The following is a 16,265-nucleotide window of genomic DNA, read 5'->3' as shown; positions in this document are numbered from 1 at the left end:
GCTCCCTTTAAGGATCGACCGTGATCGGCGTCAGGTCCTGGAACCAGTTCTGCGCCTGCACGAAGCCATGCACTTTCGGCGACAGCGCGCGTGGGTTGAGGTCGTGCACGACGAAGATCATCAGCGCCTGTTCGGATTCGTATTCGTGCAGCCTGGTCAGCAGCGCCAGCCGCTTCTCGGGCTCGAACTCTTCGAAGATCTGCTTGACCAGCCCGTCAGCCTCGGGCGTGCCGAAATGGCCCCAATTGCTGCCGGCGGGTGACCAATAGGCCGTGGCAACCGGCTTGATAATGGCGCTCACCGGATCGAGCAGGCCGCGCGAGGCGTTCATCCCGTCGATGTTCGGGTATTTCGGGACGCCAGAGCGGCTGACATCGAGCAGCGCGTTCCAATCCATGACGTTGAGCGTAACCTCGAAGCCGGCATCTTCGAGTTGCTGCTTGACCAGTTCGTTCATCGGCAGCGACTGCATCTGCCCGGAGCCAGACGTGGAGATCGCCAGCGTCACCTTGCAGGGCAGGCAGTTGGCGTCCTTCAGCAAGGCGCGCGCCTTCGCCTTGTCGAATTTGTAGATCACCGGATGGCCGTAATACGGCAGGGTCGGCGGCACCTCGGCATATTCGGGTGTCGCCATGCCGCCAACAAGGTCCACCACGTCGTCGCGGTTGATCGCGTAATTCGCCGCCTGGCGGACGCGAAGGTCGGTGAAGGGACCGCGCGTGAAGTTCAGAATGTACGGCCAGTTGTGCGGATAGGCGTTGGAGACGATCTGCATGTTAGCGCGCTTCAGCACGGGGATCGCATCCGGCGCCGGCGCTTCGATGAAGTTCACCTGATCCGAGAGCAGCGCCGCGGTGCGAGTCGCTGCCTCCGGCATCGGCAGCAGCACCAGCCGGTCCTGCTTCGGCACCCGCGCTTTGTCCCAGTACTCGTTGTTCGGCACCAACTCCATGCGTTCATGCGCGGTCATGCCGGCGAAGCGATAGGGGCCGGTGCCGGAGGGCTGATTGGCGTAGGCGGTCCAGTCGTAGTGCAGCGCCTCCGCCCGGCAGCGGCTGATCATCAGCACGTAGGACATGTCATACGGAAACAGCGATTCGACGAATTTTGTGGTGATGGCGACGCTATGGTCGTCGATCTTCTCGATGCTCTCGAAGTTGGTCAAATAGGCGCGCGACAGTGCGAATTGCTGCGTGAAAAACTGCGGCGCCTTTTGGTCGCTGATGCGCTGGAAGTTCCAGACGACGTCGTCGGCCGTGAAGTCACAGCCATCATGCCACTTCACGCCCTGTCGCAAGGTGAATATCCAGCGCTTGTGATTGGCTGGATCGATATGCCACTCGGTCGCGAGGCCGGGCTTGATGTCCGACGCCCTGTCGCCCTTGGACAGATCCCAGTTGATCAAGGCGTCGTACAGATTCCAGCCGACGAAGCGAAAGCCTTCGAAGCCCTGGTCTGGATTGCCCGTCGTGACCGGCAGATCGCCCGCGGTCATCGCAACCTTCAAGACGCCGGCTGCGCGGGCCGACGGCGTGGGGGCGACCAGCCCGCCAGCAATGAGGCCGGCCATTACGCCGCACCACGAGAGCACCTTGAGTGAAGAACACGTCATCGTGCCTCCGTTGTCGCGCCTGGGACCGCCAGGAAGGATATCGCTGCAACGCAGCATAGTCGGGGCGATATTTCGTTAGCAAGCAGCACTAATTTGCGTTCCTTGATCAATGTTTGTGCACCTGTCAGGCATTGCGCGATGCTCGCTTTCCAAGGAGGTGGGCGCTGCCCATCAACACAACCGTCAGCACGATGGTTAGGGTTGAGACCGCCGCGATGGTCGGCTCGATCTGATAGAGTAAATTGTCCCACATGCGGCGCGGCAGCGTGACCGCGCCGGAGCCGGATATGAACAGCGCAACGACCAGCTCATCGAACGACGTGATGAAGGCGAACAGGGCGCCGACCAGAACGCCCGGCCGGATCAGTGGCAGCGTGATCTGGAAAAAAGCGCCCGTGGGTGTGGCACCGAGGCTAAGTGCTGCTTGCTCCAGGCGCGGATCGATGCCCGCCAGGCTGGCGTTCACGCTGGTGACGACAAAGGGCACCGCAAGGCAGGTATGCGCGAAGATCAGCCCGGCCGGCGTGCCGACCAGGCCGTAGCGGGCGAAAGCGTAGTAGATGCCGATGGCGACCACGATCACCGGCACGATCAAGGGCGACAGGATAAGCGCGGAGGCCAGAACGCGGAGCGCTTTGGGCAGGCGGGCGATGCCAAGGGCTGCCAGCGTGCCGAGCAAGGTCGCCAGGACGACCACAGCGGCTGCGACCCAGAGGCTGAGCCAGGTGGAGCGCAGCCAATCGGCGCTGGCGAAATAAGCGCTGTACCAGCGCAACCCGAAAGCCGGCGGCGGAAAAGTCAGGTAGGTCGCCGAAGAAAAGGAGACCACCATCACGACGACGATGGGCAAGGCGAGGAACATGAGGATCAGGCCGACGAGCATCGCCGGCAGCAAGCGGGTGACTGTCATCGTGCGCTCATTCGCAGCGCATGGCCGACACCAGGCAGCCGATAGAAAGCCGCGATGATGGCGAGCGCCGTTGCCAGCAACACGACCGAAAGGGTCGCCGCATAGGCCCAGTTGAGTTGATCGACCTGCTGGGCGATCAGCATCGATAGCGTGATCTCGCGCGTGCCGCCGACCATCGCCGGCGTGATGTAGAAGCCGAGGGTCAGCACGAAGACCAGCAGCACGCCCGCGGCGACGCCCGGCATCGAGAGCGGCAGCGTGATCTGCCGAAAGCTCGCCCACGGCGTGGCGCCAAGCCCGGACGCCGCGCGCGCCAGCGACGGATCGATTTGCCGGAGCGCATTGGCAATCGGGAGAACCATATAGGGCAACAGGATGTGAACCATCGCAATCTGGGTCGCCAGCGGCGTATTGAGGATGCGAAAGGGCTGGTCGATGATGCCTGCTGCGAGCAGCGCCTCATTGATGAGGCCGTGCCGGCCGAGTAGCACCATCCAGGCGTAGCTGCGCACCAGCACGCTGGTCCAGAATGGCAGCAGGATCAGGATCAAGATCAGCGGCGCGTAGCGTGGCGCACGGAGCAGCGAGAGCGCGACCGGATAGCCCAGCAGCAGGGTCCCTGCGGTGACAATCAACGAGGTATAGAGCGTGTTCGTGAACACCTTCAGGAAGACTGTATCCCGTGACAGGGAGGTAAAATGCGACAGCGTCCAGACCGGATCGTTGACGCTGCGCATCAACATCGACAGCACCGGAACTGCGTAGAAGACGAGCATGAACAGCAGAAGCGGTGCCGCCAGCAGCAGCGGCATCGCCGGCCGCCAAAACAGTCGCGAAGACATTCGCCAGGACAGCCGCGCGCCGCTCGGCCGCGTGGCGGCCACATCCGGGAAACCGATGTCGACCCGCTCAGACAAGGATCGTATCCGCAATAGACCAGGCAATTTCCGTACGCTCGCCAACCGCGCGGCGCCGGATCGCCGCGCTCGACGGCTCCTTCAACACCATGGCGGTGCCATCGCCGGCCTGCAGCATGTAGCGGCAGCGTTCGCCGGCAAACACCGCCTCGGTCACGGTGACGCTGAGCCGGTTCTGCGGCGCGGTCGAAGCAAAGGCGCCGTCGGCAAAGCGGATCCGCTCCGGACGCGTCGTCAGCATGACCTTCTCGCCGGCGGCGGGCCGACCGGGACACAAAGCGCGGATGATCGCCCCTTCGCACTCGACGACGACGACATCGTCCTCGATGCCGCGCACGACAGCCGGCAGGAAATTCGACTCGCCGAGGAAAGCGGCGACGAAGCGGCTGCCCGGCCGGTTATAGAGCTCCTCGGGTCGCCCGATCTGCGCCACCAGCCCCGCATTCATGACGGCGATACGGTCCGACATGGTGAGAGCTTCCTCCTGGTCGTGCGTGACATAGATGAAGGTGATGCCAAGTTCGGCATGAAGCCGGCGCATCTCCAGCTGCAGGCTCTCGCGGAGCTGCTTGTCGAGCGCGCCCAGGGGTTCGTCCATCAGGAGCAGCCGCGGCTTGAACACGATCGCCCGCGCGAGAGCGACCCGCTGTTGCTGGCCACCGGACAATTGGCGCGGATAGCGCGCGCCATGGTCGGGCAATTGCACCAGCGCCAGCGCCTCGTTGACCAGCTTCTCCCGCTCAGCCCTGCCGACGCCACGCTGCTTCAGCGGAAATCCGATATTGTCGGCAGCGGTGAGATGGGGAAACAGCGCGTAGTTCTGGAACACCATGCCGATGTTGCGGCGATACGGCGGCAAGCCGACCACCGACTTGCCGTCGATGGCGATGTCGCCGTCGGTCGGCGTCTCGAAGCCGGCGATCATCATCAGGGTGGTCGACTTGCCGGATCCGCTCGGCCCAAGCAGCGTCAGGAATTCGCCCGAGAGGATATCGAGCGAAACTCCGGCCACGGCGGCCACGCGATCATAGCGCCGTTCCAGGTTGGTGAGCGTGACCTTCGCGCCGCGGCCAGCCCCGATCATCGGCGTCAGCTCAGCAGCCATTTGTTGAAGCGGCTGACGACCGCGTCGCGATTGTCGATCCACCAATCGAAATCGTAGTTCACCAGCTGCGATTTGATGGCGGGGGCGCTGGGCAGGACCGCGAGCCGTTCGGGCCGGATGTAATCGTTCGACTTGGCGTTGACCGAACCGTACGGGATTCCGAAGGCGATGCGTGCCTGCGGAATAGCCATGGTGGAGTAGGCTGCGAACTTCATGGCATTGGTGGCGTTCTTGGCGCCCTTGGGGATGCCCCAGGCGTCGCGCTTCATCAGCCCCTGATTCCAGCATATCGCCGCCGGAACGTTCGCCGCCTGCAGCGCCGCCATGCGGCCGTTCCAGACGGTTGTCATTGCGACCTCGCGGTCGGTCAGAAGCTGGATCGGCACCGCGCCGGTGTCCCACCATTTGACGACCGACTTCTTGATCTCGTCGTAGCTCGCGAAGGCCTTGTCGATATCGAGGGGATAGAGCTTGTCGGCCGGCACGCCGGCCGCCATCAGGGCGAATTCCATCTCCGGCCAGCCGCCGGCGCCGGTGCCGCCCATGGCCCGATCGCCGGGAAATTTCGTGGTGTTCCAGAAGTCGGCCCAGCCTTTGGGCGCCTCGCCCTTGATGACGTCGGTCCGATAGGCCATCACCTGCGCCCATACCAGCATCTCGAGGCCGTATTCGAAGCGGTAGGCGGCGCCGACCCCATCGTCGATCAGCGAGTAGTCGATCTTCTCGAAGTAATCGCCTTGCTTCTGCAGGTTCATGATCGAGCCGCGGCTGAGCTGGGCGATGTCCCATTCGACGTTGCCGGTCTCGACCATGGCCTTGATCTTGGTCGGGTTGGTGCCGGGAAACGCATGGACCTTGATGCCGGAAAGCTTCTCGAACGGCTCGAAATAGGCTTTCTGCTGGGTTTCCTGCATGGTGCCGCCGAAGGTGGCGATGCGGACCTCGCCGCTGCCCTTCAGGCTGTCCGGAATCGTGGTCTGTTCCGGCCACGCTGTCTCGGCATGACCAGGACGAATGAACGGCGCCGCGAGGCCTGCGCCGAGCAGCCCGATGGCCGCGCGGCGACTGAATTTGGTTGGAGAACGATGATCGCGCATGACGGCTTGCTGCCTTCCTGCTTGGGTTGATCAGTACGCCAGAAGATTGTCGCGGAAATGCTTGTGCTCGTAGGCGGTGCGCATCAGGCCGCGATCCTGCAGCGCCGGCACCAACCCATCCTCGATCTCGGCGAGTGTGCGCCGGTTGACGTTGGGCATCGAGAACAGGAATCCGTCGCCGCCCACCTCCTGCATCACCTCGCCCATCCGTGCGGCGACGGCGTCGGGTGTGCCGCAGAGCTCGACCGACAGGTCGACCGCATTGAAGCTCGCCATCGTTTCCCGGATCGATCGCCCCTTCGCCATGGTGCGGTATTCCGCAAGGTTCTGCTGATGGCCGTTGGTGGTCACGTCCTCGGGCAGCGGCTTGTCGAGGTCGAACTTGCCGAAGTCGATATTGGTTATCTTGCCGAAATGCGCGAGCCGCTCGTCGATGCGTTCCATCGCGATGGCGGCGCGCGCCTTCTTGCGCTCCAGGGCATCCTGCATGGTCTCGCCGAGGATCGGATTGATGAGATAGAGCACCTTGCAATCGGAAGGTTTGCGGCCAGCTGCGACCATGTGCTTGTGCACGTCCTCGCGGTAGGCGCGCATCGCCGCGATGCCCTTGACATGGACCACGATCGTGTCGGCATGGGCCGCCGCGAACTTGCGCCCGCGTGGCGAGCCGCCGGCCTGCGCGATCACCGGCCGGCCCTGCGGCGCCGGTCCGGAGTTGAGCGGGCCCCGGGTGCTGTAATACTTGCCGCTGTAGTTCACCGCGTGAACCTTGGTGGGGTCGATCAACACACCACTCTTGCGGTCGGCGATAACAGCGCCCGGTTCCCACGAGTCCCACAGGCCGTTGCAGACTTCCATGTATTCGTCGGCCATGTCGTAGCGGAGATCGTGCTCCGGCATGCCTGGCATTCCGAAGTTCATCGCCGCGAAGTCCGAACTGCCGGTCACGGCATTCCAGCCGATCCGCCCGCCTGACACCTGGTCGAGCGTCGCCACCAGGCGGGACAGCAAATAGGGGTGATAGGCGTAGGTTCCGAACGTAGGCACGATGCCGATGCGCGATGTCACCTGCGTCATCAGCGCCGCGACAACCGACGGATCCTGACGCGGCACGGCGATACCGTTCTTGAGATAGATCTCGGTCGAACCAGCGAAACTCTCGCCGACATAAGATGAGTCTTCGAGCAGGATGTAGTCGAAGCAGGCACGTTCAAGCGCGCGCGCCGCGTTCAGGAACAGCTCGGGCTCCATCCAGGTCTGGCCGATGTGGCCGGTCCATGCCTCACCCCAGGCTTGCGCGCTCGATCCCTGAAGGAACCATGCCAAGTGAAATGGTTTGGTGGGCATCCGGGCTCCATGACCGCGATCAAGTTGGCGGGATCGACTGCATGAAGCTAAGCAAATACTGTGCCGGCCACTTATGCCTTGGACGCAGGCAACGGCATTCCGGTCGGCGCTTCTGGCGACGACGATGCCGCTGTCGTGACGCTGGACGCGGTGACGTATTTAATTACCCGGGGCGCCTTGCCGATATTCCGGTCATCGCGATGGACATTCCGAATGGGACGAAGGAGCGCAGTTCCTGCGCGGCTCAACCCGCCCTACTTCGTCTGAGTGCGGATCGGCGAGTCCTTCATGCCGTTGTCGTCATAGGCTTTGCGCAGCGTGCCGTTGGTGGTCGCTTCCGTCATGAATTTGGCGGCGAAGGCCGCGGCCAGCGGATGGTTGAGCGGCACGGCGACCGCGGTGACGGTCTGCTTGAAGGTTTCATCCAGCACGCGCGTGCCCGGAATCTTCTTGGCCATCGCGTGGAGCTGGTCGCGCGACAATGCGAAGGCATCGACCTCGCCGCTTTTCAGGAGATTGAAGATCTCGTCATAGGTCTGGTAGCCCGTGACCTTGGCGTGCTTGAGATGCGCGATCGCGCCACGCATCGTCGTGGTGTTGTTGACGGCGGCAACCTTGACGCCGTCCTGATCGAGATCAGCGAAAGTCTTGATCGTCGAACCCGGCTTGACGATGTAGGTGGCGTCGGCGACCTCGTAGATCGGCCCGAAGGTCATCCTGGCCGCGCGTTCGGGGTCCTTCGGCAGGAAAGTGATGTCCCAGCTGTTGTTCGCCGTAGCGTCGGTGATCTGGCCGGAATTCTGGTACGCGACATACTCGACGGGAACACCGAGCTGCGCCGCCATCGCCTTGCCGAGATCGACGGGGACGCCGGCATAGCCGCCAGCCTCGGTCCTGGTCGACCAGAACGCGCCGCCGGCCGGACTGATCCCGATCGCGACCCGGAGCTTGCCGGTCGACGCGATCTGGTCCTTCAAGTCATTGGCATGGGCTGGCACGGCCATCATCATCACTCCCAGAACGAGGCCCGCAAGACGCAACAACTGGCTGGACATCGGGTCGGCTCCCCTTGGCCTCAACTGATCATCGGGGTCTTGATACCCGAATCCTCGGCCGCGCAAATAACTTTTAGCGGAGGACCTTGCTTAGGCGGTGCTGATCACCGCCGCGAACTCTTGGCGGTTTGCCTGCCAGGCGCGCGTATATTCCATGATGCGGGCGGTCTCGTCGGCCACATCGGTTCCGAGCATCACGGCGAGGAGATGAAGCGTCGTGTCGATGCAAAGCGAAACGCCCCCGCCGGTGACCAACCGCCCCCGATCGACCAGCATCGCCTCGCGCACATCGATGTCGGGATAGGCCGCGCGCATCACCTCAAGCGGCGACGTTTCCGGAGCGACCACCTCACGCTTGGTCGTGGCAGGCCCGTGGTCGAGAATGCCGCTGGCCGCGAGGATCATGCCGCCGGTGCACACCGAGGCGATGCGCCCCCGCGCATGGACGCCTCTGACATAGTCCAGCGTCGCCGCCGTCTTCGCCTGCGCGGTCCAACCGGGACCGCCCGTCACAATCACGAGATCGCAGGGCGGTGCATCGCCGATGCCGAAGCCGGCGATGACCGTCAGGCCGTTTGCCAATGCGACCGGTCCCGATTTCGGCGCGATCGTGCAAATCTCGATCTCCGGCGCGACCCGGCGCGCCATCGACAACACGCCGAACGTCGCGAGATCGATCGGCTCGACGCCGTCGTAAATGAAGATGCCGAACTTCATGGTGCGCGACCCACGTTAGGTCATCAACGATCCGCCCTTGGTCTCACGCGCCGCCAGCGCCGCGGTCAACGTGATCAGCGCCAGGCCGATCATCATGATCGACACGCCGGTGGTGCCGCCGAGATATCCGACCATCGCGGTCGCGATGATCGGGGCAAAGCCGCCGCCGATTGCGGCCGAGACCTGGAATCCAAATGACGCGCCACTATAGCGGACATTGGGACCGAACAATTCAGGAAAATAGCAGGACTCGGGTGCGAACATCATGCCGTGACCGAAATTCATCGCGATCACGATTGCGGTGAAGATCAGCGCCGTGCTCTTGCTCTCCAGCATCCAGAACAATGGAAAAGCGAAAGCGATCGTGAACAGCGCACCGAGGATATAGAGCGGGCGGCGGCCGATCTTGTCGGACAGAAAGCCGAATGCCGGCACGCTGACGAGCTCCACGAGTGCCGCATACAGGACCGCATCGAGCATCATCGCCTTGGGGAGACTGAGCTTGGTCGTCGCGTAGCCCACCACGAACACCGTAAGCAGATAGACCCAGGACACCTCCGAGAGTTTCAGGCCGACGGCGATGAAGAACGATCTGGCGTTCTTGCTGACGGCCTCGCCGACCGGATTGGCTGATAGCCCCTTGCTGGTCCTGAGTGCCTCGAACACCGGTGTTTCCGGCACACGCAGGCGCACGAACGTTCCGACCGCCAGCAGCACGATGCTGACCAGAAATGGAATGCGCCAGCCGTAGGTCGCGAAATCGGCATCGGGCAGCTTCGTGGCCAAGGTAAAGGCCAGCGTTGCCAGCACCAGCCCGATCGGAAAGCCGACCTGCACGAAGCTGGTGTAGAATCCACGCCGGTCGGCCGGCGCATGCTCGAGCACCAGCAGCGAGGCGCCGCCCCATTCGCCACCGAGCCCGATGCCCTGGATGATCCGCAGCAGGATCAGAAGAATGGGCGCCAGCACGCCGATCGACGCGTAGGTCGGCAACAGGCCGATGCAGAAGGTGCTGAGGCTCATGATGAACAGCGTGGCGACCAGCATCGACTTGCGGCCGAGCCGGTCGCCGAAATGACCGAACAGGGCGCCGCCGAGCGGACGCGCCAGGAAACCGACGGCATAGCTGCCGAGCGCCGCCAATGTGCCGGCGAGCGGATCGAAGGTGGGGAAGAAGGCCTTGTTGAACACCAGCGCTGCCGCGCTGGCGTAGATCAGGAAATCATACCATTCGATGATGGTGCCGAGGCAGCCCGCAAAGACGATGGAATTAAGCTTCGCGCGTTCGACGCCGACATCCGGCATCGCCGATGCGATGGTCATGGCAACCTCCTGCTATCGCAATAACCCGGAGAAACCAAGCTATTGCGATGCAAGCGGCATGCCGGACGCGATCAGCCCGTCTGCGCGGCCGGTGTCCTGATCTCGCGCGGCAGGATGATCGCCGCGGCGATCGCCAGCAGGCAGAGCGCCGCAAACGCGCGCAGCATCATGCTGAAGCCGCCATGGTCGTACAACCAGGCCACCAGACCGACCGAGGCACCCGCGGCGGTGAAGCCGACGAAGTAACGGACCGCATAGGCGCGCGAGCGCCACTCTTCGGTGGTGTATTTGCCGACCATGGCATCGTTGACCGTGACCTGGCCGAAGGCGCCCATCACGATGCCGATCGAGACGACGATCAGCGGCAGGTTCGACAGGCTGGCGGCAAGATAGAGGAACGGCGCCAGCATGAACGACAGCGGCAGCGCCACCGACTTCAGCGAATGTCTGTCCAGCAGCTTGCCGATCGTGTACTGCGTCATCGCGCCGAACACATAGACCCCGGCCGCGATCACGCCGAGCAGCGCCGGGCTCCTGGTCAGGTCGGCGAGCCGTTCCGCGAACAGTTTGGGCAGCGCCACCGTCACCGCGTTGAACGTGGTCGAGATCGCGATCACCACGATCAACAGCGACAGCACGACGCGCCACATGTCTTCCTTGGCGACGCAGACCTGGGCTGCCGCCTGCCTCGAGCCCTTGCGGTCCTCATGGACCACGGTCATCGCAAAAGCGATGCCGACCAGCACGGTGACCACGCCGGGCACGATGAAGGCCCAGCGCCAGCCGAGATACTGGCCGACCACGCCGGTGACCAGCGCCGACGAGGCGACGCCGAGATTGCCCCAGACGCCGTTGATGCCCATCTGGGCGCCGAGCTTCTCGGCATAGGACACGATCATCGCGGTGCCGACCGGATGGTAGATCGAGGCAAAGATGCCGATCGCGAACAGCGCCGCGCCGAGCTGCACGGGTGTCTGCACGAAGCCGACCGAAATCATCGCCAGGCCAATCCCGACGAAGAAGATCACCATCATGTGGCGGCGGCTCCAGCGGTCGCCGAGCCAGCCAGTGATCAGCGAGCCGGCGCCGAAGGCGATGAAGCCCGGCGTCGCATAGGGCAACAGCTCCGAATAGGCCATGCCGAGCGCCGGGCCCATGATGATGACAGCGGCGGCGAAAATCAGCATCGCATAATGGTCGATGAAGTGAGCGGCGTTGACGAAACAGATCACCCGGCTGGGGCTATTCATTTGGTTGTTCCTGGGCCAGTCCTTAACTCGAATCCTCAAGGGTTCGGAAATAGGTTATAGGGGCTTGTCCTGACGAGATGTCGCCAATGACTGTCGCCGAAACGCCAATTCGACCGCTTCAAAAGGGCCAGCGCGCCGGCGGCGGCGGCGTGCACATGGTCGCACGCACCTACAGGAAGGGTCACCGGCTCGATCCTCACATGCACCGTGAGGCACAACTGGTCTATGCCGCAAAAGGCACCATGCAGGTGACGACGCCGAAGGGCCGATTTCTGGTGCCGCCGGACCGCGCGGTCTGGGTCCCTGCCCTGTCACGGCATGCGATCGACGTGCTCGCCGACATCGAGATGCGGACGCTCTATTTCGAGCCGGCCTGGCTTGCGCGCGCGCCGCGCAGCGACAGTCTCGACAACGAGTTCGTGGTACGGGTGTCGCCGCTGCTGCACCAGGCAATCCTCGCGCTGTTCGACTCCGCCAGCAGCCGCGAGCGCACCGAGCTGCTGATCAAGCTAGTCATGCTGGAGCTGCACCAGGCCGAGGACTCCGCGACCTTCATTCCGCTGCCGCAGGAGTCGCGCTGCCGCCGCGCCGCCGACATCGTGCTCGCAGATCCCACGCACGACCATGAGATCGAGACGCTGGCGCGCGAGGTCGGCACCTCGGCGCGGACCCTGTCGCGGCTGTTCTCGGCGGAGACGCAATTGAGCTTCAAGAGCTGGTGCCAGCGCGCCCGCGTCGCGGCCGCGATCGAACGGCTGTCGACCGACGTCAACGTTTCCGTCAAGCAGGTCGCTTCCGACCTCGGCTATGCCAGCGTGCCGGCCTTTTCCCATGCCTTCCGCCAGGTGACCGGCAAGACGCCGACGGAGTTTGCCGAGAAAACCTGAGCGGGATCCGTCATCGGGCGCCGCCATGACGAATTATACCGTTGTCCTGCTCTGACATATTTCCGTACGATCCATGCGCTTGACTCTGATCGTCCCGGCCTTAAATCCCGTGTAAGGTTCGGCTTCACTGGATGCGACCCACCTATGGCCAACGCCTTCTTCTCCGACCTGCTCTCGACGATTTCCGAACGCGGCCGCACCTTGCTCCGCCGGGGCTCGGCGGCCGACGACAAACAAGATCCTGCCGAACTGGTGGAATTGTGCGAGGCGTTGCTGTCCGGCCGTGGCGAGGCCTCCGGTACGGCGATGGCGCGCGAGGTGCTCGACCGCTACCACCAACTCGATGCCGCCGGCCGCCTGCTCTTTTTCCAGACGCTGGCCCGCGATTTCGGACCCGATCGTGCACGGCTGGCGCAGGCGATCGAAGGCTGGCGCGCCGAGGCCAATGGCGATGACTCCAGCGATTTGGACTCCAGTGATTTGCATTTTGCCTCCGAGCCGCGCCGGCAGGAGCTGATTCGCCGGCTCAACCGCGCGCCTGACGGCACCAGCGATTTGGTGTCGATGCGATCTGATCTACTTTCATTGATGAAGGGCAACAAGGACCTCGCCGCGCTCGACCGCGACGTCTCACATCTGCTCTCATCCTGGTTCAACAGGGGATTTCTCGTGCTGCGCAGGATAGACTGGTCATCGCCGGCCAATATTCTGGAAAAGATCATCCGTTATGAAGCCGTGCACGAGATCCGCGACTGGGACGATTTGCGCCGCCGCATCGATCCGGTCGACCGCCGCTGCTACGCCTTCTTTCATCCGGCGCTCGCCGACGAGCCGCTGATCTTCGTCGAGGTCGCGCTGACCGAAACCATTCCCGGCGCGATCGCGCCGCTGCTCGCCGAGGAGCGCGAACCGGTGGCGGTCGAGCGCGCCCGCACCGCCGTGTTCTATTCGATCTCGAACACCCAGCGTGGCCTCGGCGGCATCACCTTCGGCAACTTCCTGATCAAGCAGGTGGTCGAGGAACTGCGCCGCGAATTGCCCAAGCTCGACACCTTCGTGACACTGTCGCCGGTGCCGGGCTTCATGCAATGGCTGAAGGAGGCCGAGGCCGTGCCCGTTTCCGACGAGGACCGGACGCTGTTGGAGAGCCTCGAAAAGACAGACTGGATCGACAATGCCGAACTGACGACGCAGCTGCGCGCCGTGGTCGAGCCGCTTGCGGCCTATTATTTCCTCAAGGCCCGCACGCCGAAGGGACGCATGATCGATTCGGTCGCGCGCTTCCATCTCGGCAACGGCGCGCGGCTGGAGCGCATCAACTGGCTCGGCGACCTCTCGCCGAAGGGCCTGCGCGAATCCGCCGGAATCATGGTCAACTATCTCTATCGCCTCGACGACATCGAGAAGAACCACGAGGCCTACGCCAACAATGGCGAGGTGATCGCCTCCAGCGCGGTAAAGAAGCTCTTGAAGGGCGAAGGCCGCCGGCTGCGGGATATGCGGCTGTCGTAGGAAGGATCACGGGCTCCTCCCCGTCATTGCACCCGCAACAGCACGGCGGGAACATGTGCCGCGAGCCAGCCAGCGATGGCGCGCTCGTTGCGGTGGTAGAGCAGACCGGCAGCGATCACGGCTATTCCGATCAGCGACAGCGCGAAGGGAAACAATAGCGAGTCCTTGAAAACGGCGTCGGCGAGATGTCCGAGATAGAGACAGATGCCGAACGCGCCGAACACAGCATAGGCGCGCCGCATCAGGATCACGGCGAGTGCGAGCAGGCCGACATTGAACAGGCAGTAGATCGCCCGCCCCAGCTCGGTTGCGCTGTCGGAAGCGGTAATTCCACCCCAGAACGCCAGCAATCCGAACAGATGCAGCCAGAACGCAAAGTCGCCATTGCGGCTGCGATAGTCCACGGTCCAGGCCACGGCGAGGACAAGAAGTCCGAACCAGATCGACACAATGCGCCGCATCTCGAAATCGAGGTGATCCGCGCCGCTGAACCATGGCGCCAGATCCATCGACATGAACCAGAGCGCGAACGCGATGAGGGCGACGATGAATGGAAACCGGTAGTAGCGCAGCGCGAGCGTGCCGGCAGCGACAGTCGCGATCTCCATGAAGACCCAACTGCCTTTGACCCAGATATAGAAGTCGTGCACGGACCCCGGCTTGCCGAACTTGCCCCACCAGCCGAGTTCGTCCTGGATGCCATAGACCGCGAGCGGCGCCATCGACACCGCAACCGCAATCAGCAACCCGCCGGGCACGCGCAAATTCTTGCCGTACCAGAGGTGGTGACCTGCCACGGTAAATCCGATCGCGTAGGCGATCGCGCAGAGCGTGAGCGCACGGCCGCCCATCTGCGTGAAGGCCAATGTCGAGAACAGCCCCATGGCGCCGATCACGATCAGTGCGCCGGCGTACCACAGCAGATTTGCAGCATCGAACTTTGCCGGCGGCCTCGCGCCGCTGGCCTGCTCTCGCGATTCACGGCTCGACAGAAAGGTAAGCAACCGCTCCAGATCAGTGGCGCTGATGACGCCTGCATCTGCGGCAACTCGTAGATCGTTCACTGAATATGGCATGCGACACTTCCCGCGCTGCGGTTCGCGCCTCTCCCCGTTAAGCGGGAAAAGGCCTGTACTCATATCTGAGTGTACGGAAGCTTGAGCCGCGTTCAATAATTATTTGAACAACGCTCAAAATACTTGGAGAGCGGTCGCTCGGGGAGACGGCAGGCCAGCTGGACTGGCCTGGCTAGTCCGCCAACGCCTTCATTTCCTTGTACAAATCCGACTTTCCCTCAAACCCGATGCCCGGCAGATCGGGCATCGTGATGTGGCCGTTCTCCACCCGCACGCCGTCCGGGAAGCCGCCATAGGGCTGGAACAGGTCGGGATAGCTCTCATTGCCGCCGAGCCCGAGACCGGCTGCGATGTTGAGCGACATCTGGTGGCCGCCATGCGGGATGCAGCGGCTCGGCGACCAGCCGTGGGTCTTCAGCACGTCGAGCGTGCGCTGATACTCGCAGAGCCCGTAGGACAGCGCGCAATCGAACTGCAGCCAGTCGCGATCGGAGCGCATGCCGCCGTAGCGGATGAGGTTCTTCGCGTCCTGGTGGCTGAACAGGTTTTCGCCGGTTGCCATCGGCCCTGGATAGAACTCCGCCAGCGCGGCCTGCAGCGCATAGTCGAGCGGATCGCCGGCCTCCTCGTACCAGAACAGCGGATAGTCGCGCAGCATCTTGGCGTAGGCGATCGCGGTCTCGAGATCGAAGCGGCCGTTGGCGTCGACCGCGAGCTGCGCGTCCTTGCCGATCTCCTTCAGCACCGCCTCGATGCGATCGCGGTCCTCGGCGAGCGGCGCGCCGCCGATCTTCATCTTGACGACATTGTAGCCGCGGTCGAGATAGCCGCGCATCTCCTTGCGCAACGCGCCGAGGTCCTTGCCCGGATAATAATAGCCGCCGGCGGCATAGACGAAGACCCGCGGATTGGCGCTCACACCATGGCGCTCGGCGAGCAGACGAAACAATGGCTTGCCCGCAATCTTCGCCACCGCGTCCCACACCGCCATATCGATGGTGCCGACCGCGACCGAGCGCTCGCCATGGCCGCCGGGCTTTTCGTTAGACATCAGCGTCGACCAGACCTTGTCCGGATCGAGATTGCTGCCTGCCGCATCGAGCAATGATTTCGGATCGGCCTCGAGCAGGCGCGGCGCAAAGCGCTCACGGATCAGGCCGCCCTGCCCGTAGCGACCGTTGGAATTGAAGCCGTAGCCGACCACGCGTTTGCCATCGCGCACCACATCGGTGACGGCGGCGACCAGGCTCGTGGTCATCTTGCTGAAGTCGATATAGGCGTTGCGGATCGGCGAGGAGATCGGCTTTGTCACCTCTCTGATATCGACGATGCGGACGGACATGGTGGTGCTTTCGGTTTTCGTCATTCCGGGGCGATGCGAAGCATCGAACTACGGCACGCGGTTGCGTGCCGGAGAATCTCGAGATTCCGGGTTCGCGCTAAGCGCGCCCCGGAAT

At 63.4% G+C, this 16,265-nt stretch carries 14 protein-coding genes; 2 read left to right on the top strand and 12 right to left on the bottom strand.

Annotated features, from left to right (window positions below; genetic code table 11):
* Positions 1-7: 7 nt before the first annotated feature.
* From UP10_RS08945 to UP10_RS08900, 10 genes are all read right to left on the bottom strand, one after another.
* A complete protein-coding gene (locus UP10_RS08945; RefSeq protein ID WP_044587213.1) occupies positions 8-1,612 on the bottom strand; it encodes an ABC transporter substrate-binding protein in 1,605 nt (534 codons plus the stop codon).
* A gap of 124 nt (positions 1,613-1,736) precedes the next feature.
* Entirely contained in the window at positions 1,737-2,507 is a 771-nt protein-coding gene (locus UP10_RS08940; RefSeq protein ID WP_245321692.1) for an ABC transporter permease, read from the bottom strand.
* 11 nt (positions 2,508-2,518) lie between these two features.
* On the bottom strand, positions 2,519-3,439 hold the full coding sequence (locus UP10_RS08935; protein ID WP_050043601.1) for an ABC transporter permease: 921 nt from the start codon (positions 3,437-3,439) through the stop codon (positions 2,519-2,521).
* Entirely contained in the window at positions 3,432-4,544 is a 1,113-nt protein-coding gene (locus UP10_RS08930; protein WP_245321691.1) for an ABC transporter ATP-binding protein, read from the bottom strand. Before UP10_RS08930 ends, UP10_RS08935 begins: the two co-directional genes overlap by 8 nt.
* Positions 4,529-5,641 carry an ABC transporter substrate-binding protein gene (locus UP10_RS08925; RefSeq protein ID WP_050043600.1) on the bottom strand — a complete coding sequence of 371 codons (1,113 nt, stop codon included), beginning with the start codon at positions 5,639-5,641 and terminating at the stop codon, positions 4,529-4,531. Before UP10_RS08925 ends, UP10_RS08930 begins: the two co-directional genes overlap by 16 nt.
* Before the next feature lie 30 nt (positions 5,642-5,671).
* Positions 5,672-6,988: an NtaA/DmoA family FMN-dependent monooxygenase gene (locus UP10_RS08920; protein ID WP_044586972.1), complete on the bottom strand. Its 1,317-nt coding sequence runs from the start codon at positions 6,986-6,988 to the stop codon at positions 5,672-5,674.
* Between the two features lie 254 nt (positions 6,989-7,242).
* Positions 7,243-8,043: a transporter substrate-binding domain-containing protein gene (locus UP10_RS08915; RefSeq protein WP_044586971.1), complete on the bottom strand. Its 801-nt coding sequence runs from the start codon at positions 8,041-8,043 to the stop codon at positions 7,243-7,245.
* Between the two features lie 90 nt (positions 8,044-8,133).
* The gene (locus tag UP10_RS08910; RefSeq protein ID WP_044586970.1) at positions 8,134-8,760 is read right to left on the bottom strand and encodes a DJ-1/PfpI family protein; all 627 of its coding nucleotides are present in this window, start codon (positions 8,758-8,760) and stop codon (positions 8,134-8,136) included.
* Between the two features lie 15 nt (positions 8,761-8,775).
* Positions 8,776-10,083 (bottom strand): MFS transporter, encoded by a 1,308-nt coding sequence (locus UP10_RS08905; RefSeq protein ID WP_044586969.1) that lies wholly within the window; start codon positions 10,081-10,083, stop codon positions 8,776-8,778.
* 71 nt (positions 10,084-10,154) lie between these two features.
* Entirely contained in the window at positions 10,155-11,333 is a 1,179-nt protein-coding gene (locus UP10_RS08900; protein WP_044586968.1) for an MFS transporter, read from the bottom strand.
* Between the two features lie 86 nt (positions 11,334-11,419).
* On the opposite strand from UP10_RS08900, the gene UP10_RS08895 reads away from it, so the two are divergent.
* Both UP10_RS08895 and UP10_RS08890 read left to right on the top strand, forming a co-directional pair.
* Positions 11,420-12,220 (top strand): AraC family transcriptional regulator, encoded by an 801-nt coding sequence (locus UP10_RS08895; RefSeq protein ID WP_044587209.1) that lies wholly within the window; start codon positions 11,420-11,422, stop codon positions 12,218-12,220.
* A gap of 144 nt (positions 12,221-12,364) precedes the next feature.
* Positions 12,365-13,732 carry a malonyl-CoA decarboxylase gene (locus UP10_RS08890; RefSeq protein ID WP_044586967.1) on the top strand — a complete coding sequence of 456 codons (1,368 nt, stop codon included), beginning with the start codon at positions 12,365-12,367 and terminating at the stop codon, positions 13,730-13,732.
* A 23-nt stretch (positions 13,733-13,755) separates the two neighbouring features.
* Here UP10_RS08890 and UP10_RS08885 read toward each other — a convergent pair whose 3' ends face one another.
* Positions 13,756-14,808 (bottom strand): hypothetical protein, encoded by a 1,053-nt coding sequence (locus UP10_RS08885; protein ID WP_044586966.1) that lies wholly within the window; start codon positions 14,806-14,808, stop codon positions 13,756-13,758.
* A gap of 172 nt (positions 14,809-14,980) precedes the next feature.
* Positions 14,981-16,150 (bottom strand): mandelate racemase/muconate lactonizing enzyme family protein, encoded by a 1,170-nt coding sequence (locus UP10_RS08880; protein ID WP_044587208.1) that lies wholly within the window; start codon positions 16,148-16,150, stop codon positions 14,981-14,983.
* Positions 16,151-16,265: the final 115 nt, after the last annotated feature.

It is taken from the genome of Bradyrhizobium sp. LTSPM299, assembly GCF_000938235.1.
GTDB lineage: Bacteria > Pseudomonadota > Alphaproteobacteria > Rhizobiales > Xanthobacteraceae > Bradyrhizobium.
The sequence above is the reverse complement of the archived record's forward strand: the minus strand, read 5'-3'. Positions and strand labels throughout refer to the sequence as shown.